The organism is Paenibacillus marinisediminis, from assembly GCF_054343325.1.
Map to the genome: position 1 here is coordinate 20,655 of NZ_JBTGUH010000016.1, position 23,783 is coordinate 44,437.

The following is a 23,783-nucleotide window of genomic DNA, read 5'->3' on the forward strand; positions in this document are numbered from 1 at the left end:
TTCGGATTTGAGCGAGGAATAAACATGAAAAAATTAAAGCGAAGTGCGCGGCTAGTGGATATGACACAATACCTGATGTCAAATCCACATAAGCTCATTCCGCTCACCACCTTTGCAGAACGGTACGGAGCGGCGAAGTCTTCGATCAGTGAAGACTTGGCTATCATTAAAGAGGTGTGCGAGGACGAAGAAACAGGTGAATTGCTGACATTGGCAGGTGCTGCCGGCGGAGTGAAGTATATTCCGAAGTGCAATCCAGAGAAGGCACTGCCAATCATTCAGGATCTATGTGAGCAGCTAGTACAGCCGGATCGGATGCTGCCTGGCGGCTATTACTATGTAACAGACATCTTAGGCCAGCCTGGTTTAATGAATGAAGTTGGCAAGATGTTTGCATCAGCGTTTGCTGGTCGCGACATCGATGTCGTTATGACGGTTGAAACTAAAGGAATACCAATTGCTTATGCGGCGGCTGCGCATCTGAATTTGCCAGTTGTATTAGTACGTCGTGATCATGTTGTAACTGAAGGCTCGGCAGTGAGCATCAACTATGTTTCGGGCTCGCAGAAGAGCATTCATACGATGACACTGGCTAGAAGAGCCCTTAAAGAGCGTTCACGCGTGCTGGTTGTGGACGACTTTATGCGTGCAGGCGGTACCATTAACGGTATGATCGATCTGCTGCATGAGTTCAACGCGACAGTAGCAGGTGTTGGCGTCCTGATGGAATCCGAGGATGTTCCAAGTGAAGAACGCTTGCTACATGACTACGTTTCCTTGGTGCGGGTCGGTACAGTTGATGCTCGCATGCGTCATATGACAGTAAAGCCGGGCAATTATTTTGATCATTTAGGCTAAATACAGGTATGAACGGATAAAGAGGCTGATAACGATAAACGTTGCCAGCCCTATTTTCTTATAATCAAGGGAGGATGCAGCATGACGAAACCAATTGAGATCGTAGCGACAACTAATGCTCCGCAAGCGATTGGACCTTATTCGCAAGCGGTTGTATTCGGAGAATTGATTTTGACATCAGGTCAAATACCACTTACACCAGAGGGAACTCTTATCGAAGGCGGAGTTGAGGAACAGACCCATCAAGTGTTTCGCAACTTGCAGGCAGTTCTAAGTGAAGCGGGTTCCTCTTTGGACCGTGTGATGAAAGCAACTGTATTTCTGAAAGATATGAATCAGTTTGCGCAAGTTAATGCTATTTATGAATCCTACTTTGGCGCTCATAAACCTGCGCGATCCACTGTGGAAGTAGCTAGATTGCCGAAGGATGTTTTTGTCGAAATTGAATTGATTGCTACGAAGTAAATCGAACGTTGTCGATATGTACTAATTTAGACATAAAAAGTTCAAAAAAATTTTATTTCATGCAAAAATAAAGAAGGAAATCAATTGCGCGTGTGGAATATTACACCAAGTCTTGAATGGAAAAAGGTGGTGAACACACGTGCAAATTACTGATGTTAGACTCCGCCGCGTCAACACAGAGGGCAGAATGAAAGCGATCGCATCGATCACAATCGATAACGAGTTTGTAGTTCATGACATCCGTGTTATTGACGGCAACAACGGCATGTTCGTTGCTATGCCAAGCAAGCGTACGCCAGATGGCGAATTCCGAGATATTGCTCATCCTATCTCTTCTGCAACTCGCGAGAAGATTCAAGCTGCGGTACTGGCTGAATATGAGCGTGCTGCCACAGACGAGGACATGATTGAAGAGGGCGCATAATAAGGAAAACACTGGGGTTACAAAGAAAGAGAGCCAATACATGGTGGCTCTCTTTTCTTTTTGTTCATAATGAGATATATTCATCTATGGAGTAAAGTAGCAGGAGGTCGGACACTTTGAAGAGAATGGCCATTGTGCTAGCCGCTGGACAAGGCAAAAGAATGAAGTCCAAACTGTACAAAGTGCTTCATCCCGTATGTGGTGAACCTATGGTAGGACATGTACTTCATGCTGTGGAGCAGGTTAACATCGAGCGCACAGTAGTAGTTGTCGGTCATGGTGCCGAAGCAGTACAAGGATATCTAGGAAGCCGTGCGGAATTCGTGTTGCAAGCGGAACAGTTAGGGACTGGTCATGCGGTCATGCAGACAAAGGCGCTTCTTGACGGTGAACAAGGCACGACAATTGTTATCTGTGGAGATACGCCTCTCGTAACATCTGAGACCCTAGCACAGCTTATGGAAATGCATGAGAAGGCGCACGCTTCGGCGACGATTTTGACGGCAGAACTGGATCAACCGCAAGGTTATGGGCGGATTATTCGAGCAGATAATGGTTCGGTCTTGAAAATTGTCGAGCAGAAGGATGCGTCGGCTGCCGAACAGCAAGTGAGAGAGATCAACACAGGAACTTACTGCTTCGATAACGCCAAACTGTTTGCGGCGCTGAATCAAGTAACCAATGACAACGCTCAGCACGAGTATTATTTAACAGATGTCATTGGAATCCTGCAAGCGCAAGGTGAACTGGTTCAAGCCTACTGCACACCGGATGAAGCAGAATCGATCGGGGTAAATGATCGGTTGGCATTGTCTGAAGCAGAGAAGTTGATGCGCATGCGTATCAACCGCCGTCATATGCTGAATGGCGTGACAATTGTTGATCCTGCAGCAACTTATGTAGAAGCAGGGGTCATCATCGATTCGGATACCGTCTTGTATCCGGGTACGATACTTCGCGGCAATACAGTGATCGGTTCGGATTGTGTCATCGGTCCGAATGCGGATATCACGGATTCCAAGCTGGCAGACCGCGTTGCGATCACCAACTCTGTCCTCTTGGAAGCAGAGGTAGGTCCGGACAGTTCTATCGGTCCGTTCGCCTATTTGCGACCTGGAGCGCGTATTGGCAGTCATGTAAAGATTGGCGACTTCGTGGAAGTGAAGAATGCTTCGATCGACGACCATTCGAAAGTCTCGCATCTTAGTTATATCGGAGATGCAAAAGTGGGCAAAAATGTAAATGTAGGCTGTGGAGCGATAACAGTTAACTATGACGGATATAATAAGTCCGTTACAGAAATCGGGGACAATGCTTTCATTGGCAGCAATGTCAATCTGATTGCACCTGTCCAGATAGGCGAAGGTGCCTATGTCGTTGCTGGTTCTACAATTACGCACCATGTTGCAGACAATGATCTTGCCATTGCTCGAGAGCGGCAAGTCAACAAACCAGGCTATGGCGAGAAGATTCGAGCACGCGCAAAAGCGAAGAAAGAACGCGAGCAGAACGAAATGTAATAATTGAATAACCAACACCATCTATGATTCTTGAACAAACCAACGATGAACATGAACCAGCACGGAGGGTAAACAACTATTATGACGTATTGTGATTCCAAGTTGAAAATATTCACTTGTAACTCCAATCCGAAATTAGCGCAGCAAATCGCAGATTATATCGGTGTACCATTGGGAGATTCAGTAACTACAAGCTTTAGTGATGGAGAAATTCAGATTAAGCTGAACGAAAGTGTTCGCGGTTGCGACGTATACGTCGTTCAATCCACATGCGACCCAGTTAACGACAACTTAATGGAGTTGCTCGTTATGGTTGACGCGCTGAAGCGCGCTTCAGCGAAGAGCATTAACGTTGTAATTCCTTACTACGGATATGCTCGTCAAGACCGTAAAGCGAGATCCCGCGATCCGATTACGGCGAAGCTGGTAGCTAACCTGATTGAGACAGCCGGTGCACATCGAGTTATTGCAATGGACCTGCATGCGACGCAAATTCAAGGATTCTTTGATATTCCGGTAGACCATTTACTCGGTGTACCAATACTGGCGCAGTATTTCCGTTCCAAACAGATGGAAGATGTAGTAGTCGTATCACCGGACCATGGCGGGGTAGTACGCGCACGCAAATTAGCAGACTTCTTAAATGCTCCACTTGCGATCATTGACAAGCGTCGCCCAGAGCCGAATGTTAGTGAAGTTATGAACATTATTGGTGATATTAAAGGCAAAACGGCGATCATTATTGACGATATCATTGATACTGCGGGAACGATTGTATTGGGTGCCAATGCATTGGTCGAATACGGTGTCAAAGAGGTGTACGCTTGTTGTACACATGCGGTATTGTCCGGTCCTGCGATGCAGCGTCTGGAAGAATCTCCGTTTAAAGAAGTTGTAATCACTGACACCATTCCAGTGAAGCATCCGAATCCTTCAAGCAAGATTCATACACTGTCGGTTGCTCCACTTATGGGTGAAGCCATTATTCGGGTTCACGAAGAAGTGTCCATCAGTAAATTGTTCGAGATCGAGTAATAAGAATAGAAGAAGCCGGACCTTTGTGTCCGGTTTCTGCATAAACATAGGGTTACATCTGCAAACTACATGCTTGCAGATGTAACCCTTATCGGCATTGCCTGTGCCTGCGGGCTATAAGGGGCAGAGAGGAGAGGTAAGATTGAAGTGGATTGTTGGCTTGGGTAATCCAGGCGTTCAATACGCATCCACACGCCACAACATAGGATTTATGGCTATTGATGAGCTGGCGGATCGTTTTAACATTAGCGTTCGCGACAGCAAATGCAAGGCTCTTGTTGGTGAAGGACGTGTTGGAACAGAGAAGGTGGTGCTGATTAAACCGATGACCTACATGAATTTGTCTGGGGAAACGGTAAGAGCATACATGGATTACTACAAAGCAAGCTTGGAAGACTTGATCGTGCTGTATGACGATATGGATACAGAAGTTGGCAAGATTCGCTTGCGTTATCAAGGCAGTGCAGGGGGACACAATGGGATCAAGTCTATTATCCAGCACACCGGAACGCAATCGTTTAATCGAGTTCGCTTAGGCATTTCGCGGCCTGCCCCAGGGCGGGACATCGTTGATTATGTTCTGCAAGCGTTTACCAAAACAGACCGTGATCCGGTTCAACAAGCCATTGGACGTACATGTGATGCGGTAGAGTTCTCCTTAACCCATACCTTCGAACAAACCATGGCCAAATTTAACGGTTAGTCAGGCTAACATTGGTAAGGGACGGATATACTAGACGGTATAATCCTTCGTTAGGGGGCATATACATGTCTGTGAATTATGTCTGTAAGCACTGTCACACGTTAATTGGACGCATCGAAGGCATGGAATGCGATGAGATGCGGTTAGGATTCGACGAACTAACGGTCGAAGAACGTCAGCATTATGTTCGCAATCATGCCAATGGAGATATAACGGTTCGTATGACGTGTGATTATTGCGCGGAAGCTTATGCTAACAATCCGGAATTAGCTGGATTAGCTTCTCCGCTGCAATAGATTGCATATCATGTGAGATCCGACTTCGTTTATGGCAGCCTTGGCTCAGATGCCGAGGCTTATTTGTGACCGTAGCTCATGTTAGCTAAGGTATAATATAAGTAAACCTCTAAGCGGACATCGTCATATCAGATGGTTTCGTATTAGAGGTTTATGTTATGAAGATATGAGGCTAAGTCTCTTAAGGAGACTTGCACGAATTTGTGAGATTCATTGTCTGTATGAGCTATCACGCTCGTGATTTCTGTTTAAAATGAGCAGTCGCCATTGGTGAACGTTTAAATTGCGAATCAAAATTTCACGATTTCCGTAATACCTCGGAATTCACTAATTCCGAACTCGTATGAAAGAGGTGCCAATCCTTGTTAAAAGCACTTATGCAAGCATTATCTGCGGAACGCGATATAGAGTCTATTTCTGCAGGCATCCGCGCAGGGATGAAAGAGCAGCTCGTCTCAGGTCTGTCTGGATCTGCACGTCAAGTGATGATGGCTGCACTGTCGCAAGATCTCAATCGTCCGGTGCTAGCCGTTACACATAATATGTTTTCCGCACAAAAGGTAGCAGAAGATTTGCAGGAATGCCTTGGGCCAGATCAAGTCATCCTATATCCGGCTAATGAGCTGGTAGCAGCGGAGTCCGCTATATCCAGCCCTGAAGTCATTGCACAGCGAATCGATGCGCTGATTCGCTTGGCTAGAGGATTCCGCGGTATCGTAGTCACGCCGTATGCAGGGCTGCGGCGCTATTTGCCTGCGCGCAATATTATGGCAGAAGCCGAGCTGCCGATCGCTGTGGATGAGGAGTTTCCGCTGCAGCAGTTCCTTGAGCGGATGATAGCGCTAGGTTATGAGCGTACCGAACGTGTAGAATCACGCGGGGAAATGAGTGTTCGCGGCGGGATTATCGATATATATCCCTACACATCTGATGTGGCCTATCGAGTGGAGTGGTTCGATGATATGATCGACTCCATTCGTTCATTTGATCCAGCGGATCAGCGTTCGTTAGAGAAGCTGGAACGCCTTGTCATTACTCCAGCCAAGGAGATGATTGCTGACTCGGCAAGATTCATACACGCAGCAGACGAAGCTGTGCTGCGATTGGATGAGCAGCTGGCCAAGATGAGTGATCGTCAGCTGAAGGATAAGCTGCGTCAGGAGATCCATCAGGAAATCGATCGACTGCGCGGCCATACGTATTTTAATGACATGTACAAGTACGTGTCGCTTCTCTATCCGGAGAAGCACACTTTATATGATTATATGCCTGAAGATACGCTGCTTGTGGTAGATGAGCCTGCGCGCGTATTAGAAACGGCAAAGCAGCTAGAGCGAGATGAGGCGGAATGGAATACGCATCTGCTGCAGCACGGCAAGACACTGCCAATGCTTTCACTTGGAAAGACAGTAGAGGAAGCGATGGGCAAGCGTCCATTCCAGACTGTGTTTATGGCGCTCTTCTTGCGCCAAGTACCACATACTCAGCCGCAGAACATCGTGAATGTCATGTGCCGCGCGATGCAGAACTTCCACGGTCAGATGAACGTGCTGAAATCTGAGATGGAGCGCTGGAAGAAAGGCAACGCTAACGTCATAATATTGGCGAACGGTGACGAGCGAGTCGACCGTATTCGTCGCGTGCTTCAGGATTATCAGATTCCGGAGCCTACGATTATGAATGGCAACTTGCAGAGCGGATTTGAGCTGCCGTCGGTGCATTTGGTTGTCATCACGGAGTCGGAGATGTTCTCCTCGAAGCAGCGGAAGACGACTCGTCGTTCTGACGCCAAGATCGATAATGCGGAACGTATTCGCAGCTATACGGAGCTTAAAGTCGGCGATTACGTCGTCCACCAGAATCACGGTATAGGCAAGTATATGGGAATCGGGACACTGGAGATCAACGGAATCCATAAGGATTATTTGCATGTCCTGTATGCCGGCGGCGATAAGCTGTCAGTTCCTGTAGATCAGCTGCATCTCATTCAGCGCTATGTCAGCTCAGAAGAGAAGGAGCCTAAGGTTAATAAGCTTGGCGGCTCGGAGTGGACCAAAGTTAAGAATAAGGTCAAGGCGTCGGTCAAGGACATTGCCGATGACTTAATTAAACTCTACGCTGCGCGTCAAACATCCCCTGGTTACGCCTTCGAGAAGGATACACCTGAGCAGCAGGAGTTTGAGGACTTATTCCCGTATCACGAAACACGGGATCAGATGCGTGCGATCGACGAGATCAAGAAGGATATGGAGCTGCCGCGTCCAATGGACCGCTTATTATGCGGTGATGTCGGTTACGGCAAGACAGAGGTTGCAATTCGTGCTGCATTCAAATCGGTAATGGAAGGCAAGCAGGTAGCGATTCTAGTTCCTACTACGATTCTAGCTCAACAGCACTATGAGACATTCCGTGAACGGTTTGCGGATTATCCGTTTAACATTAGTGTATTGAGCCGTTTCCGGACGCGTAAAGAACAGAATGAGACGATGAAACGCCTGAAGTCCGGCCTTGTAGATGTAGTTATCGGTACACATCGACTCTTATCGCAGGATATCGTGTTCAAGGATCTAGGCTTGCTTATCGTCGATGAGGAGCAGCGATTCGGTGTTACCCATAAGGAGAAGCTCAAGCGTCTCAAAACGAATGTCGACGTGTTGACGTTGACTGCAACGCCTATTCCTCGAACTCTCCATATGTCTATGCTCGGAGTTCGTGACCTATCGGTTATTGAGACGCCGCCTGAAAATAGATTCCCTGTGCAGACGTATGTGCTAGAGCACAGCGATTCACTTGTTAGAGAAGCGGTTGAGCGCGAGCTGGCTCGCGGCGGTCAGGTATATTACTTGTACAATCGTGTTCAAGGCATTCATCAAGTAGCCGATCATATCAAAATGCTGGTGCCTGATGCACGCGTAACAGTTGGTCATGGTCAAATGTCAGAGCAAGAGCTGGAACGTGCAATACTCGATTTCTTGGATGGAGAGTACGATGTACTCGTTAGTACGAGCATTATTGAGACAGGCGTTGATATTCCAAGTGTAAACACACTAATCGTGCATGATGCGGACAAGATGGGCCTATCTCAGCTTTACCAATTAAGAGGACGAGTTGGACGCTCTAATCGGATCGCTTATGCCTACTTTACGTACCAGCGTGATAAAGTGCTGAATGAAGTAGCAGAGAAACGACTTCAAGCCATTAAGGAATTCACGGAGCTGGGATCAGGCTTTAAGATCGCGATGCGCGACCTGTCTATCCGTGGAGCGGGGAACCTGCTGGGAGCGGAGCAGCATGGGTTTATTGCGTCTGTCGGGTTTGATCTATATTCTCAGATGTTGTCAGATGAAATATCGAAACGCAAGGCAGAACTAGACGGTGTCGTAACAGAGGATGCGCAGGAATGGAATACGCTTATCGACCTGAATATCGATGCCTATTTGCCCGCGGATTATATTTATGATAGTATTCAGAAGATTGAAATATATAAAAAAGTAGCCAGCCTCGGGTCACTGGAAGAAGTGGAAGAGCTGCGTGATGAGCTGGTCGACCGCTTCGGAGAACCGCCGCTCGCAGTGCTGCAGCTGCTAGCTGTATCGAGACTGAAATGGTATGCGAAGCAATATGGTATTGAGGCCCTAACTCAGCGTGGTGATGATGTATCGCTGAAGGTTCATCCACTTGCAGAGTCACGTTTAGATCGCAAGAAGTTGGCTGCAATTGCAGCTAACATTGACAAGAGATTCTCGATCGATCGCCAAGCAAACGTTCCGATTAAGTTAAATGCACGGGGTTACGATGCGATGAATCTATTGATGAAGCTGGAGCAACTGATGCAAGGGGCGAAAGATGCGATTAAATCGAAGGGAGAATTACAAGATGTTGCAAAGTAAAAATAGACGTTCCTGGAAAGGAATGATCGTAGCGTTAACGCTAATACTGGCGGTTACAGTTATAGCGGGCTGCGGCAAGAAAGATGACAAGAACGCGGCTGGTGATAATACAGTCGTTGCCACTTATGAGGGTGGTGAAATCACGCAGCAAGAATTTGATAAAGAATTAGCGAACATGATGCTCTTTTACCCAGAGTATGAGCAATTACTTGGAATGGACGAGTTCCGTGAATACTTTGTGAAACAGCAGATTGCATATGAGTACTTGGCTGCCAATGCACCTGATGAATCCAAAGCAGAGGGCAAGAAGAGAGCAGAGAAGCAGCTTAAAGATATGAAGGCACAATTCGGTGAAGATGAATACAAGAAATTAATTAAAGAGAAGAATCTGACAGATGCAGATGTTACGGACTACATGGCACGTATTCTAACAGTGGTCGACAGCTTTAATAAACAAGTGACTGACGAAGATATGAAGGCACAGTTCGAGAAGAACAAGCGTGATATGACAACGGCATCTGTTCGTCACATCTTGATTGGCTTCAAGGACAAAGATGGTAAAGAGCGTACAGAAGAAGATGCCCTTAAACGTGCAAATGAAGTCAAAGCTCGTTTGGATAAAGGGGAGGACTTCGCAACGCTTGCCAAAGAATACTCGGATGACGGCAACGCAAGCACAGGCGGTCTTTATGAAGATACACCAGTCGGCAAATGGGTAACAGAGTTCAAAGAAGCAGCATTGACGCTTCCGTTGAACACGATTTCTGATCCGATTAAGACACAATACGGCTACCACATTATGCGAGTGGAAAAACGCACAGAGAAGACATTTGAAGGATTGACGGATGCAGAGAAGGAAACGCTTAAGACACTTGCTGCATCTGAGAAGATGAACAAGTTCATGGAAGAAGACCTTGAGAAGAAAGTAATCAAGGAAATTAAACTTCCACCAGTAGAGAAACAAGAACCTGCAGACAAATCAACGACTGATGGAACAGATAAGTCTACAGACAAAACGGACAAGCCTGCTGATGAGAAGAAGCCTGCAGCAGAAGATAAGAAATAAACTATAGGCTTAGAGAAGACGATCCCTTGCGCTGTTTCAGGCGGAGGGGTCGTTTTTATTATTTTCCAGGTTAGACGACATCAGTGAAAATTAAGAATAGGGCATATTATGTTAGGAATATGAGATTTGTGTCGAAAAGTGGATTTTCCAGTGTATGATGACAATAAAGAAACATAAAATGTGCGTGTACAGTGAACATCTGTATGTAAAAAATGAGAAATGGGGCAAATTTGGTAAAAAACATGAAAAAGTCTATACATAAGTCGCTTGAAAAAGTAAGATGCTAAAATAGCGGGTAAAAAGAGGTACCGCTAACCAAACTACATATTGCCTATATATTCCAGATGTGTTGCGTAAAAAGATGACATCTTTAAAAAATTTGCACTAATTTTGTCGGTAAGTGTCGAATTTTGATATTTTTTGCAACTCAAACGAATTACATGCGTATATAGGAGATGTATAAGAATTTGGGGCTGGATGAATACTATGGTCAGTTTAACATTTTTAACTGACACGCTCCTTTTCGCAAATAATTCAACAATCCTCAAAATAAGCAATGGAAGGTGGAGCAACTTATCATGAAAGCAACTGGTATTGTTCGTCGTATTGATGACCTCGGTCGTGTAGTTATCCCTAAGGAGATTCGCCGCACACTGCGTATACGTGAAGGAGATCCTCTTGAGATCTTCGTTGATCGCGACGGTGAAATTATCTTGAAGAAATACTCCCCGATCGGTGAATTGGGAGACTTCGCTAAAGAATACGCTGAATCGTTGTATGAGAGCACAGGCAACATCACACTAATTTCCGACCGCGATTCTATAATCGCTGTAGCTGGCGGATCCAAGAAGGAAATGTTGGATAAATCTATCGGCACACTGCTTGAAAACTGCATGGATAACCGTAAAACTGTTGTTGAAACAAACACGAATTCTTATGAAATTGTTAAAGACAACTCGGAAACATTGTCATCCTTCGTAGTTGCGCCAATCATCGCTGGTGGAGACCCAATCGGAACAGTCGTTATGTTGAACAAAGACGAGAGCGTTAAGATGGGAATCATGGAACAAAAAATGTCCGAGACTGCTGCTGGCTTCCTAGGCAAGCAGATGGAACAATAATCACTGTTATTTACTAAAGACTCCTTGCCTGATACAGGTGTGCGGTAATACGCATACATGTTGAGGGACAAGGAGTTTTTGTGTATTTTAGCTGTGTTCAGCTTACCTGACCATCATATCAACCCTTTTAAGACATTAACCGTATTAGCTGTAGTGTAGCTGGAGTGAAACAAGCCGACGCGTTGTGTTATAATACGGGACGATATGCAGAGGATAACGGATAGGCGTGGTGGACAATGACAGAGCGTAAACTGCGCGCCGCGAATCAAGTCGTACATGGCGCGCTCTTGCTTGGATTGGCTACCGTCATCTCCAAGCTGCTGGGTACGCTTCAGAAGATACCGCTGCAAAATATTGGCGGAGACGGCGTATTTGGTATATATAATACGGTTTACCCGTTTTATGTATTGTTAACAGCAATTGCATCAGCAGGTATACCTATTGCAGTTGCAAGACTTGTTGCCGAGCTGGAAATACTGGGGGATAGACGCAGTGTTGTTCAGATGACGAAGGCGGGCTGCCTCTTGATGGGGCTGAGTGGTGTTGTTGGCTTTGTCTTGATGTATGCGGGTTCGGCAGACATAGCGCGTTGGATCGGCAATTCACTCACGACGAACGCCATACGGGCTTCTTCCTTTGCACTGCTTGTGGTGCCGATTATGGCGGTGCTGCGCGGCTATTCGCAGGGACGCGGCGACATGGTATCTACGGCTGTTTCACAGGTGGTGGAACAATTCGCACGAGTTACGGTGATGATTGTTCTGTTGGTTCTGTTGACGAAGCAGGGAGCTGCCGATGAACTGATTGCCGCAGGAGCTACTTTTGGCTCGTTTGCTGGCGGTGTATGCGGATTGCTCATTTTATTGCCGCTCCTTAGTCGAAAGCACAAGGGTGATCGCATAGAAAGTGCGAACCAGCTCAAGAATGCATCAAACGAGCTGCCTCTTAAAAGCATAAGCTATTGGATGAAACGACTGGCACGGACAGCGCTGCCGATCTGTCTCGGCGCGATTGTAGTGCCGTTCGTTAACGTAGTGGACGTCTTTACCGTGCCGCGATTAATGACGGAATACGGATTGACGGAAACGGAGTCGATGGTGCAGTTTGGCGTGTACAGCCGCGCATTGCCGCTGGTGCAGCTGGTCACGATGGTGGCGACCTCGCTTGCGGTCGGCCTCGTGCCTGCACTGGCGGAGGCGAAGCGCGTTGGCGCGGAGACGAAGCTGTACACGACCATGGCCGGTGCGATGCGCACGGCCTGGATCGTTGGCAGCGCCGCTGCGGTGGGCCTGGCTGTGCTGGCCCGGCCGATCAACACGGCGCTGTACACGGACGACAGGGGCACGATGACCTTCGTGCTCGTGTCGTGCACGGCCTTGGCCGGCACCGTGCAGGCGGTATCTACCGCCATGCTGCAAGGTGTCGGCATACTGCGGGCGCCAGCGTTCAATTTGCTGGCGGCGTCCGCAGTCAAGATTGCCCTCAACATCGCGCTTGTGCCGATGTGGGGCATTAACGGCGCCGCCGTGGCGGGGCTCGCGGCGCTCACCGCCGCAGCGTGGCTCAACAGCCGCGCATTGGCGCGCTATGGCGGCCTGCCTGTCGCGGCGTGGCTCGAGCGCCCGCTGCGCTTGGCTGTCGCGCTGGCCGCCATGGGGCTAGCGGCATGGCTCATCGCCGCCGCATTCGCCCCAATGGGCGGCCGCTTGGGCGCGCTGACCGCCACGCTTGTGGCTGTGCCGCTCGGCGCGCTGCTGTTCGCAGCGCTCGCAGCGCGGCTTCAGATCGTGCGGCCAGAGGAATGGGCCGCCGTGCCGCGTATTGGTCCGCGTTTAGCCGCGCTGGCCGCCCGCTGGGCGCGCTCTAAGTAATTAGCTTCGCATTACATCGATATCGCCATAGGAGGCTTACACAATGAACGGACAACTGACAGTCGTCGGCTTAGGAACCGGCGATCATACTCAACTCACGCTCGGTATCTGGCAGCTGCTGCAGAGTGCCAAGCATCTATATGTTCGTACAGAGCACCATCCGGTCATGGAATTTCTGCGCGATCATCAGATTCGCTACACCACGTTCGACAGCGTCTATGAGGCGCATGACAGCTTCCCGGAGGTGTATGACGAGATCGCGCACCGCCTGATCGACAAGGCACGGGAGCTGCCAGAGGAGAACATCATCTATGCCGTTCCGGGGCACCCGATGGTTGCTGAATCGACGGTCAGCCTGCTGAAAGAACGCTGCCCAGAAGCGGGGGTAGAGCTTCGGATATTAGGCGGAGAAAGCTTCTTGGATCAAGCATTTATCCGCTTAGGATTCGACCCGATCGACGGGTTCCAACTGATCGATGCATCCGAAGTATCCGCTGCTGTATTGTCCCCTCAGCTGAACACCGTCATCGGACAAGTCTATGACGTATTTACGGCTTCAGACGTCAAGCTGGGCTTGATGGAATTGTATCCCGATGACTTTGAAATCGTCGTTGGACATGCTCTCGGCATTCCGAGTTTAGAGCGAATCGTGCGAATCCCATTGCATGAGCTGGATCGTATCGAAGGGTACGGAAATCTGTCGCTGATATGGGTGCCAAAAACTGATAACCAGCGCGTTCACCATCGGACATTTGCGAAGCTGAAGGAGATCGTCAACATTTTGCGCAGCCCAGGAGGTTGTCCATGGGATCAAGAGCAGACACACCAGTCGATCCGGAAGAACTTGATCGAAGAAACGTATGAGGTGCTGGAAACGATCGATGACGACGATCCTACAGCGATGCAGGAAGAACTCGGCGACCTGCTCATGCAGATTATGCTGCATTCGCAGATGGAAGATGAAGCAGGGGCCTTTAACGTTTACGATGTGATTCAAGGGCTGAATGATAAGCTGATATTCCGCCATCCACATGTATTTGGAGATCGACATGCAGAGGATGCGCAATCTGCACTAGGCAATTGGGAGCAGATGAAGGCAGAAGAGAAGCGGCTTAAAGGGATGACGAATGAACGCACTTCTGCACTAGATGGCGTGCCACGCGATCTTCCGGCGCTGATGAAAGCCTATAAATTGCAGAAAAAAGCTGCCAAAGTTGGCTTTGATTGGGACTGTGTGGAAGATGTACTTGACAAAGTGGCAGAAGAATTGCAAGAATTGCAGGAGGCGGTCAAAGCTTGCGGAACAAAGGCGAAAGAGGAAGACGCAATCCTTGCGGCGCAAGAAGAGCTCGGTGATCTTCTATTTGCAGCCGTAAACGTATCGCGCTTTATAAACGTTGATCCGGAGGAAGCTCTTACGATGACTAATCGCAAATTTGTGAAGCGTTTCCGATATATTGAAGAGCAACTTCGTATAAACGGCAAATCTTTTGACCAAACTGACTTACTAGAAATGGAGCAATGGTGGCAGGAAGCGAAACGGTTGTAGGTTTGTAGGTCTTGTCTCTAGCGAATGGCGGCCTTATTCCCTATTTTTCGTCAAAATTTGAAAAAGTGCCGCGCTCGAGAAGGAATTTACACATAAAGCAAGAATACATACAGCGAACGTATTCCGTGGCAGATGGTTACAACCGGATATAACCGACCTACCTAGCCATATAAGCTCAAAGAGTATTTAAGAGAATTGGGAGGCCAATAGACATGAACAAAACAGATCTGATCAACAACATTGCTGACAAAAGCGGTATGACTAAGAAAGACGTAGAAACAGTATTGAACGGTTTCTTCGGTGAAGTAACTGACGCGCTCGTTAGCGGCGACAAAGTTCAACTGATCGGTTTCGGCACATTCGAAACTCGCAAACGTGCTGGCCGCACAGGTCGCAACCCGCAAACAGGCAACACAATCGAAATTCCTGAGTCCACTATTCCTGCTTTCAAAGCGGGCAACAAGCTTAAAGAAGCTGTAAAATAATGCGACTCGACAAGTTCTTGAAAGTATCGCGACTCATCAAGCGGCGCACAGTTGCTAAGGATGTGTCCGGTCAGGGGCGCGTCGTGTTGAACGGCCGCGAGGCGAAGCCAAGCAGTACGGTGAAGGTCGGAGACGAGATCACAGTGCAGTTCGGACAGAAGCTCGTTACCGTCCGTGTCGAACGTCTTCAAGAGACGACGAAGAAGGACGAGGCTGCAGGCATGTATACGCTGCTCCGAGAAGAACCGATTCCGAAGCAAGATGACTTTGGATGGTAATGAAGAATGTATATACAACCGTGTTGCTGCAGGAATGCAGTGGCACGGTTGTTTTTATATCGTGCTAAGAGAAGCTATGTAGGTGCTGATGTTCGGAATGTTGTACGATGTACAACAATTCATATAACGATAGATTGTTTAGAAGATTGCTTAGACAACGGAATAGGACAATGACTTCATACTGTAGGAGAACGAGCTAGAGTATGAGTTAAAGTGAGGCAGTCATGTAACAGTTAGATTGTGACAATGATGTCCTGAACATATATGTGTTATAATAACATCCGACAACTTCATCAATTCCGCGTTCATCGGACGCGGGAGAGGTTCGCAACCCTCCCTCTATAAAAAACTAGGCCAACAGCACGGAACAGCCATGGATCACGTTACCGTTTTATTCGTGCTGCATTTGAAGAGATGCCAAGGGATGCGAACAATTCGCGTCCCTTTTTATGTCGTACGGCATTCCTCTTCATATCACGGTCTGCCTTTCACCGATCGAGGGAATAGAAAGGATGAGACACATGAATCAACAAGAGAAAGCGATTGTCGTATTCAGCGGCGGTCAAGACAGCACCACCTGCTTATGGTGGGCACTGAAGGAGTTCAAGGAAGTCGAAGCGATATCGTTCGACTATGGACAGCGCCATCGAACCGAGCTTGACCATGCAGCGCGTATAGCTGCTGAGCTTGGAGTGCCGCACCGAATTCTCGACATGGGCCTGTTAAACCAGTTGGCGCCGAATGCGCTCACGCGCAGCGATGTAGCCATTGAGCATGAGGAAGGCCAGGTCCCGAATACATTTGTCGAAGGAAGGAACATGGTATTCTTCACCTTCGCAGCTATCTATGCTAAGCAAGCAGGCGCGCGTCATATCGTAGTTGGCGTGTGCGAGACCGACTTCAGCGGATACCCGGATTGCCGTGACGTATTCGTCAAGTCGCTCAATGTGACGCTGAATCTGGCGATGGACTTCGGCTTTGTCCTGCATACGCCGCTGATGTGGTTGAACAAGGCGGAGACATGGAAGCTGGCAGACGAGCTTGGAGCGCTGGACTTCGTGCGCGAGAAGACCGTTACTTGCTACAATGGCCTGCCTGGAGACGGCTGTGGCGAGTGTCCGGCTTGCAAGCTGCGCCGCGCGGGGCTGGAGCAGTACCTGAGCGAACGCGACTCTTCTTCTGTGGAACAGGAAGGGGTACAGTCATGAGACAGCCTGGACCTTACCGCATCGTAGAGCGTCTGCAGCAGTATAATCAGGACATTCAGCACCATGAGCTGCGCTATCATCGCAAGCGGGTACTCGTGAGCAAGGAATTTACGTTTGACGCAGCCCATCATCTGCATGCCTACGACGGAAAATGCAAAAATCTGCACGGTCATACGTACCGCGTCGTGTTAGGTATTAGCGGATATGTGAATGAGATCGGGCTTGCGCTCGACTTTGGCGATATAAAGACGATATGGAAAGACCGGATCGAGCCTTATCTCGATCATCGGTATCTGAACGAAAGCTTGCCGAACATGAACACCACTGCGGAAAATATGGTCGTGTGGCTGTTCGAGCAGCTGGAAGCGGCGCTGCAGGAGCCTGTATACGCTCAGGCCTGCGAGGGAGCGCGCACCGAATTCGTCCGCCTCTACGAAACGCCTACCAGCTACGCTGAGGCGAGACGGGAGTGGATGGTCGAATGAGTACAAGCGCTGCAACCCCAGCACCTATTCCGGTGCTGGAGATCTTCGGCCCGACCGTCCAAGGGGAAGGAATGCTGGTCGGGCAGAAGACGATGTTCGTGCGCACGGCTGGCTGCGATTACCGGTGCAGCTGGTGCGATTCTGCCTTCACATGGGATGGCAGCAGCAAGAAGGATATCCGCCACATGACGGCGGATACCATCATAGAAGAGCTGCAGCGGCTTGCGCAGGGGAGACTCGCGCACGTCACTTTATCGGGAGGCAACCCTGCGCTATTGACGCAGCTTGGCCCCTTGGTTGAACGGCTGCGAGAGCTAGGCGTTCGCACCGCGGTGGAGACTCAAGGCTCGCGCTGGCAAGATTGGCTGAAGCATGTGGACGACGTCACGGTATCTCCGAAGCCGCCAAGCTCGGGCATGGATACCGACTATGCGCGGCTTGATTACCTGCTTACGGAGCTTGCATCCAACGGCAGCAGCATCAATCTGAAAGTGGTCATCTTCGATGAGATGGACCTGCAGTATGCTGCCGCATTGCACGAGCGATATCCCGCAGTGCCGTTCATCTTGCAAACGGGCAATCCAGAAGTCCACTCGAATGATGATCAGGAATTGGCTCTGGGGCTGCTGCGCCGTTATGAATGGTTGATCCAAGCATCCAACCAAGATTCCCGTCTAAGCGATTGTAGAGTGCTGCCGCAGCTGCACACACTCGTATGGGGGAATAAGCGCGGGGTATAACCTTTTTTCGATCGAAACAGATAAGACAGATACGACTTTATATCATAAACACCAAACTTAGAGGAGCTGAGTATAATGGCAGGGCGTACAGAAGCTGAATTGCCGCTGACTCATCTTGGTCAGCATACGACTTATAAATCGACATACGCACCGGAGGTGCTGGAGTCCTTTCCAAACAAGCACCCCTACCGCGATTATTTTATAAAATTCAATTGTCCAGAATTCACGAGCTTGTGCCCAATAACCGGGCAGCCGGACTTTGCAACGATCTATATCAGCTATATTGCGGATCAGAAATGTGTAGAGAGCAAGTCGCTCAAGCTATACTTGTTCAGCTTCCGCAATCAAGGGGACTTTCACGAAGACTGTGTCAATATCATCATGAATGACCTGATCGCGCTTCTTGATCCGCGCTATGTCGAGGTGTGGGGGAAATTCACCCCCCGCGGCGGCATCTCTATCGATCCATACTGCAATTACGGGCGTCCTGGAACCGTATACGAAGATATGGCGCGCAATCGCCTGTTCCAGCATGATATGTATCCGGAGAAGATCGACAACCGATAAGCTGGTACAGCAGGTGAAGAACTGGTTCTAAACTTGTACCACTCTCTCATACTCTAGTGAGGAGAAGGAGGGGTACAGGCTATGTACGAAACGAATAAACCGGCCAAGCGTCAAGAAATCAAGATGATGAATCGAAAAGTTCTGGAGATCAGCGGCGTGAGCAGTGTGGAAAGCTTCGACAGCGAGGAGTTTCTGTTGGAAACGGAGTGCGGGTTCCTTACGATTCGCGGTCAGAACCTGCACATCAAGAATCTGAGCCTAGAGCAGGGGCTCGTTGCGATTGAAGGCATGGTGAACTCCTTAGCTTACTTAGACGCCAATCAGCAGAAGACATCCAAGAACTTCTTCGGGAAATTGTTCAAGTGACCCATCTCGATCTGCACGCACAGTGGATGACGGTGCTGTTGATGCTGTTCAGTGGTTTGGCACTAGGAATAGCATACGACAGCTATCGTGTTGTAGCGCATCAGCTGGGCTTTCCACGGTGGACACTGCCATGCCTCGACATCGTGTACTGGCTCGCTGCGACTTGGTTCGTGTTCCAACTGCTCGTGAAAGGCAACCAGGGAGAATTAAGGTTCTATGTATTTCTGGGACTGGCGCTTGGAGCTTGGTTGTATTATATATTGCTCAGTCGTATGACCATCACCTTGACAACCTGGATCGTTAACATGTTCAAAGCGATCGTGCGATTCCTCCTTCGGGTTTTTCATGTCGTGCTTGTACTGCCGACTAAGACTTTAATCCTATTTTTGTGGGCAACCCTTCGATTTATAGGAAAAGCGGCTATGTTCATCCTAAAATTTGTGTTAAAATTGGCTCAACCATTGTGGTGGCTTGTACGATGGATGTTATCGCCGTTAATTATGCCGTTGTGGAACCGTTGGCAGATGACAGCGAAGATCATGCGAGTCCGCGATAAGATCATGCGTGCGGCACACTCGGTTTCAACGAGATGGAATCGGGTTAAGATACGTTGTGTTGGCATATACCGCAAGGTATTAGGTTGGTTTAAACGCCCACCCGATACAACGAACTGAATCTGGATAGAAGGAGGTACCCGAATATGGCTAGCGTCCATGCAAGAACAAGATCCGTTGAAGCGAATAGGAATACTGAAAAGTTGAACGCAACCGTTCGTAAAGGGACGAAGCGACGGCTTCAGCTGTGGCTGTTGTTTATATGCGTATTCTTGTGTTGGAGCGGGTACACTTATGTCAGCCAGATGTTTACGATGCAGGATCTGGAGCAGGAGAAGCAAGCGCGCGGTCAGGAACATAAGGAAGCTCTGGAAATACGTAACAATCTCCAAGAAGAGGTCGACAAATTAGATACAACAGAGTATATTTTACAAATCGCACGCAGTCGCGGGATGAAGCTTCCGGATGAGCGGTTTATTCGAAAACAAGAAGAATAGGCTGCATTATGGGACAGCGATCAGTTGACCAACCCCGCGCTGTTACAGTATAATCACGACATAAGCAGTACTTTGCATAGGGAATATGTCCTCGTCGCAGCAATTGGTGACCGAACATCCAAGCGCTGCGGTGTTCACGTTTTTCGAGCAATGTGCGGTTTAACATTCTAAGGGAGGAACGTTTTATTCTATGACAATTGAAGTGGGCACCAAGTTAGAAGGCAAAGTGACAGGCATTACGCATTTCGGAGCGTTCGTTGATCTGTCGGGAGGTGTCACAGGGCTAGTTCACATCTCAGAGATTGCCGACAACTACGTCAAAGACGTCAATGACCATTTGAAGATTGACGATGTAGTCACTGTCAAAGTTATTAACGTCGACAAAGACGGCAAGATCGGCTTGTCTATCAAGCAAGCGGTGGATAGACCTGCATCGGAGCAGCGCCCGCCAAGAGCTCCTCGACCGGACCGTCCGGATCGTCCGAGTGGCGGAAGAGATAGTGGCAGCAGACCTGGGTTTGGGAATCGAGATCGCGGAAGAGGAAGATCTTCGTACAATACCCCTTCTTTTGAGGATAAAATGTCACGCTTCCTGAAGGACAGCGAGGAACGCATCTCATCGCTTAAGAAGAATACGGAAGGCAAGCGCGGAGGACGCGGCGCTCGTCGAGTCTAATAGGGAATCGATATACGATTATACAGAGCCGTATCGTGGTGGATATACACCACGATACGGCTTTTTTGCTATATTACGCTTCTTGCAGTTATCCTCCGATTCTCCAACTCTCCGACAGATAGCTCCGAAAATGCTAATAATTTCGACCAGTGTGCATGATTCGTCAGCTAGACCTAACATAGGTGCAGTGTGTGGCGGAAGATGCGTTTCATCTCTTCGTTACACGCGCAATTGTCGGCTGAAAAAAGAGTTGCGACAGGAACCACCCCTAATAAGCAACCTTCACGGTACATTTACAAGGGAATGGGCTCGAATCGATAAAGAGAGTACAGCTATAATCTGACAGCTGAACCCGACCTATACTCCATCAAACCTTGTCCAGTCAACGGGTTGCGTCCATTCGAGTTCCGTTCATTCGAGCCTCAATACCTGTCGGAAACTTTTTGGGAATTGATACGAGATTCTGACAAACGTTTCCAACTCTAGCTCCTATAATGAGAGGCACACGAATTCAGAGAATAGGTGGTGCTTGGGAGATGAACAAGGCTAAGATTATTCCGTTTCCGAGACAGGTATGGTATGAAGGGTTGCAAGAAGAGGCAGCTGCTATGGCTGCAAGCAGAACGAGACGGTGGCGGTTTGATCGTTTTAGGCAGCTGATCGGAACACGGAAATGGACTCTATTATTTATGGGCATCGGATTCTTGCTCGGACGAGCCGTCATCTTGGATGATTTATTCCCTTTTGCAGCTGCATTCTTTGCTGTTATGTATTTTACTAGGCGCGATCTAGCAGTTTGGACGGGGACCGTTATTCTGGCTGGTAGTTTATTTGCACCAGAACCAACGACTGTCATGATCGGTGCTCAGCTTCTGCTCATTATCTTGATGCAGCGAGGGCTGCAAGCCTTTGGACGATCGGAGATGAACTATGCGCCGTTTATGGTATTTATCGCGAATCTAGCAGTTCATCTATTTGTGACGATGCTAGGTTCAGAGGTTACCTGGTATGCCGTATTGATGGACGTAACAGATGCGGTGCTCGGATTCATGCTGACGCTTGTGTTTGTCCACGCGCTGCCAGTACTGATGTTGAATAAACGCAACAACTCCTTGCGAATGGAAGAGCTCATATGCCTGATGATTCTGCTGGCTTCGATGATGACGGGGGCGGTAGGCTGGAGCGTACAAGGCTTGCAGGTGGATCATATACTCTCTCGCTATCTCGTCATGCTGTTTGCTTTCGTAGGCGGTGCGCCGCTAGGTGCCTCTGTTGGCGTTATCCTTGGGCTTATTCTGAGCTTGGCACTGCCGGGATCGATGCTGCAGATGAGCTTGCTCGCCTTTGCTGGACTCCTCGCTGGATTGATGCGCGAGGGGAAACGCTTTGCTGTAGCCTTCGGCATGCTGCTAGGCACCGCCATTCTATCGGTCTACTTGGGACCGACTGAACAGATGCTAGTCTCGACATGGGAGACGATCGTCGCAGCCGCATTATTTATACTAACTCCGCGTTCGATGGTAGAGACACTCGCGAAGTATACACCTGGAACGAATGAACATACGAAGTCTCAACAAGATTATGCGAAGCGTGTCCGAGATATGACTGCGGATCGGGTCACACAGTTCTCTGAGCTGTTTCAGCAGCTCTCGCGCAGCTTTGGACAGATGGCAGGGACAGGAGAAATCAAACGTAAGGAGGAGGATCTCAACTTATTTTTGGAGTCGGTCTCGAGACAGACCTGCGCTGCCTGCCCGCGGCGTCAGGCTTGTTGGAACGGAAAATACCTGCAAACGGTTACCTGGATGACCGACATGATGACTGCACTTGAACAGAATCAGGACTTTAAGGAGAAACATATTCCGCCCCAGTGGAAGTCAGCATGCTTGAAGACAGCGGAGGTATTGGCGCAGATGCGCGATCAGTACGCGCACTATAAGCAGGATCAGCAGTGGAGGAAGCAGGTGCATGACAGTCGAACATTCGTAGCAGAGCAGTTGGCAGGGGTATCTCGAGTAATGGATGACTTGGCGAAGGAGATTAAGCGGGAAGGGCGGCAAATGTTTCTTCAAGAAGAGCAGATTCGCCAAGCGATGGATGACATGGGCTTATCCGTCAATCGGGTGGATATTGTGTCGTTGGATAAAGGGCATGTGGAGATTGAGATCGTTCATTCCTTTACAGAAGGGTATGATGAGTGCCGCAAGCTGATTGCGCCGCTGTTATCGGACATATTAGGCGAGCACATATCGGTTCGGGAGGATAAGAGAATAGGGGATGGAATGGAGAGTGTCGCCACATTCGTGACGGCCAAGTCATATGATGTTAGCGTGGGAATAGCCGGAACGGCAAAGGGAGGAGAGCTATTATCAGGTGATAGTACGAATGCGCTAGAACTGAGCGGAGGCAAGTATGTGATTGCATTATCGGACGGAATGGGAAATGGAGAACGGGCAAGTATGGAGAGCAGCACAGCTTTGAACGTGCTATCACAGCTGCTGCAGTCCGGGATGGACGAGCATCTCGCCATTCAATCGGTGAATTCAATTCTGATGCTGCGCTCGACGGATGAGGTATATGCCACCGTGGATCTAGCGATCGTCGATATGTACAGCGCCAAGACGACATTGATGAAGAACGGATCTATACCGAGCTATATTAAAAGTGGAAAAGAGGTGCAGACCGTATCTGCAGGCAATCTCCCGCTCGGTATACTGCAGGATATCGATGTGGACGCCATTCATATGACGATGAAGCCCGGTGACCTTCTCATTATGATGAGCGACGGGGTATATGACTCGCCAGGGCCAGTCGTTAATCGTGATATGTGGATGAAGAGGCTTATAGCAGAGATGGATACGGATGATCCGCAGGAGGCGGCCGACCTATTGCTCGATAGCGTTATTCGGGATGCCCAGGGTCAAATCTATGATGATATGACGGTAGTGGTCACTAGAATTGAGCGCCATTTACCACAGTGGTCAAGTATCCCCTGGACGGGGCATGAACGAACGGAAAGGCCACTGACGGTCAGTTGACAGTCAACTCGGACTGCATATTAGATAATGGAAGAGGTGAAACTTGCAGCCTATCGATTAAACCCTCTCTAATAGGGCCATACTAGAATTA

Annotated in this window: 23 protein-coding genes and 1 riboswitch; all 23 genes read left to right on the top strand. The window is 48.8% G+C overall.

The annotated features are described in order from the left end of the window. Positions 1 to 24: 24 nt before the first annotated feature. The 23 genes from purR to spoIIE all read left to right on the top strand — a co-directional run bounded on the left by purR (position 25) and on the right by spoIIE (position 23,692). Positions 25 to 858: a pur operon repressor gene (gene purR, locus ACXX53_RS21395; protein ID WP_458570720.1), complete on the top strand. Its 834-nt coding sequence runs from the start codon at positions 25 to 27 to the stop codon at positions 856 to 858. A gap of 81 nt (positions 859 to 939) precedes the next feature. Next, a complete protein-coding gene (locus ACXX53_RS21400; RefSeq protein ID WP_458570721.1) occupies positions 940 to 1,323 on the top strand; it encodes a RidA family protein in 384 nt (127 codons plus the stop codon). Between the two features lie 139 nt (positions 1,324 to 1,462). Next, positions 1,463 to 1,747, top strand: a complete 285-nt coding sequence (gene spoVG, locus ACXX53_RS21405) for a septation regulator SpoVG (protein ID WP_458570722.1) — start codon at positions 1,463 to 1,465, stop codon at positions 1,745 to 1,747. A gap of 116 nt (positions 1,748 to 1,863) precedes the next feature. After that, positions 1,864 to 3,267, top strand: a complete 1,404-nt coding sequence (gene glmU / locus ACXX53_RS21410) for a bifunctional UDP-N-acetylglucosamine diphosphorylase/glucosamine-1-phosphate N-acetyltransferase GlmU (protein ID WP_458570723.1) — start codon at positions 1,864 to 1,866, stop codon at positions 3,265 to 3,267. Positions 3,268 to 3,348: 81 nt separating this feature from the next. Then, positions 3,349 to 4,302, top strand: a complete 954-nt coding sequence (locus ACXX53_RS21415) for a ribose-phosphate diphosphokinase (protein ID WP_458570724.1) — start codon at positions 3,349 to 3,351, stop codon at positions 4,300 to 4,302. A 142-nt stretch (positions 4,303 to 4,444) separates the two neighbouring features. Beyond that, the gene (pth, locus tag ACXX53_RS21420; protein WP_458570725.1) at positions 4,445 to 5,005 is read left to right on the top strand and encodes an aminoacyl-tRNA hydrolase; all 561 of its coding nucleotides are present in this window, start codon (positions 4,445 to 4,447) and stop codon (positions 5,003 to 5,005) included. A 65-nt stretch (positions 5,006 to 5,070) separates the two neighbouring features. Further along, a complete protein-coding gene (locus tag ACXX53_RS21425; protein WP_458570726.1) occupies positions 5,071 to 5,301 on the top strand; it encodes an anti-sigma-F factor Fin in 231 nt (76 codons plus the stop codon). Positions 5,302 to 5,663: 362 nt separating this feature from the next. Beyond that, positions 5,664 to 9,191, top strand: a complete 3,528-nt coding sequence (gene mfd, locus ACXX53_RS21430; protein WP_458570727.1) for a transcription-repair coupling factor — start codon at positions 5,664 to 5,666, stop codon at positions 9,189 to 9,191. Next, the gene (locus tag ACXX53_RS21435; protein ID WP_458570728.1) at positions 9,178 to 10,257 is read left to right on the top strand and encodes a peptidylprolyl isomerase; all 1,080 of its coding nucleotides are present in this window, start codon (positions 9,178 to 9,180) and stop codon (positions 10,255 to 10,257) included. Before mfd ends, ACXX53_RS21435 begins: the two co-directional genes overlap by 14 nt. Positions 10,258 to 10,835: 578 nt before the next feature. Then, the gene (gene spoVT / locus ACXX53_RS21440) at positions 10,836 to 11,378 is read left to right on the top strand and encodes a stage V sporulation protein T (protein ID WP_458570729.1); all 543 of its coding nucleotides are present in this window, start codon (positions 10,836 to 10,838) and stop codon (positions 11,376 to 11,378) included. Positions 11,379 to 11,614: 236 nt separating this feature from the next. Next, positions 11,615 to 13,249 carry a putative polysaccharide biosynthesis protein gene (locus tag ACXX53_RS21445; RefSeq protein ID WP_458570730.1) on the top strand — a complete coding sequence of 545 codons (1,635 nt, stop codon included), beginning with the start codon at positions 11,615 to 11,617 and terminating at the stop codon, positions 13,247 to 13,249. Between the two features lie 43 nt (positions 13,250 to 13,292). After that, positions 13,293 to 14,798, top strand: coding sequence for a bifunctional methyltransferase/pyrophosphohydrolase YabN (yabN, locus tag ACXX53_RS21450; protein ID WP_458570731.1), 1,506 nt, complete (start codon positions 13,293 to 13,295; stop codon positions 14,796 to 14,798). A 212-nt stretch (positions 14,799 to 15,010) separates the two neighbouring features. Then, on the top strand, positions 15,011 to 15,283 hold the full coding sequence (locus ACXX53_RS21455) for an HU family DNA-binding protein (RefSeq protein ID WP_458570732.1): 273 nt from the start codon (positions 15,011 to 15,013) through the stop codon (positions 15,281 to 15,283). Then, the gene (locus ACXX53_RS21460) at positions 15,283 to 15,561 is read left to right on the top strand and encodes an RNA-binding S4 domain-containing protein (protein WP_458570733.1); all 279 of its coding nucleotides are present in this window, start codon (positions 15,283 to 15,285) and stop codon (positions 15,559 to 15,561) included. Before ACXX53_RS21455 ends, ACXX53_RS21460 begins: the two co-directional genes overlap by 1 nt. Before the next feature lie 314 nt (positions 15,562 to 15,875). Continuing rightward, a riboswitch (PreQ1 riboswitch) is annotated at positions 15,876 to 15,920 on the top strand. Between the two features lie 162 nt (positions 15,921 to 16,082). Next, complete coding sequence (queC, locus tag ACXX53_RS21465; RefSeq protein WP_458570734.1) at positions 16,083 to 16,769, top strand: 7-cyano-7-deazaguanine synthase QueC; 687 nt, start codon at positions 16,083 to 16,085, stop codon at positions 16,767 to 16,769. Continuing rightward, positions 16,766 to 17,254: a 6-carboxytetrahydropterin synthase QueD gene (queD, locus tag ACXX53_RS21470; protein WP_458570735.1), complete on the top strand. Its 489-nt coding sequence runs from the start codon at positions 16,766 to 16,768 to the stop codon at positions 17,252 to 17,254. The genes queC and queD overlap by 4 nt, the downstream gene beginning before the upstream one ends. Continuing rightward, positions 17,251 to 17,994 carry a 7-carboxy-7-deazaguanine synthase QueE gene (gene queE / locus ACXX53_RS21475; RefSeq protein ID WP_458570736.1) on the top strand — a complete coding sequence of 248 codons (744 nt, stop codon included), beginning with the start codon at positions 17,251 to 17,253 and terminating at the stop codon, positions 17,992 to 17,994. Before queD ends, queE begins: the two co-directional genes overlap by 4 nt. Positions 17,995 to 18,069: 75 nt before the next feature. Continuing rightward, positions 18,070 to 18,561, top strand: a complete 492-nt coding sequence (gene queF, locus ACXX53_RS21480) for a preQ(1) synthase (RefSeq protein WP_458570737.1) — start codon at positions 18,070 to 18,072, stop codon at positions 18,559 to 18,561. An 81-nt stretch (positions 18,562 to 18,642) separates the two neighbouring features. Further along, a complete protein-coding gene (gene yabP / locus ACXX53_RS21485; RefSeq protein WP_458570738.1) occupies positions 18,643 to 18,927 on the top strand; it encodes a sporulation protein YabP in 285 nt (94 codons plus the stop codon). After that, positions 18,924 to 19,601, top strand: a complete 678-nt coding sequence (gene yabQ / locus ACXX53_RS21490; protein ID WP_458570739.1) for a spore cortex biosynthesis protein YabQ — start codon at positions 18,924 to 18,926, stop codon at positions 19,599 to 19,601. Before yabP ends, yabQ begins: the two co-directional genes overlap by 4 nt. A gap of 26 nt (positions 19,602 to 19,627) precedes the next feature. Then, positions 19,628 to 19,978 (top strand): FtsB family cell division protein, encoded by a 351-nt coding sequence (locus ACXX53_RS21495; RefSeq protein WP_458570740.1) that lies wholly within the window; start codon positions 19,628 to 19,630, stop codon positions 19,976 to 19,978. A gap of 190 nt (positions 19,979 to 20,168) precedes the next feature. Then, positions 20,169 to 20,654: a S1 domain-containing RNA-binding protein gene (locus ACXX53_RS21500; protein ID WP_458570741.1), complete on the top strand. Its 486-nt coding sequence runs from the start codon at positions 20,169 to 20,171 to the stop codon at positions 20,652 to 20,654. 536 nt (positions 20,655 to 21,190) lie between these two features. After that, positions 21,191 to 23,692, top strand: coding sequence for a stage II sporulation protein E (gene spoIIE / locus ACXX53_RS21505; RefSeq protein ID WP_458570742.1), 2,502 nt, complete (start codon positions 21,191 to 21,193; stop codon positions 23,690 to 23,692). Positions 23,693 to 23,783: the final 91 nt, after the last annotated feature.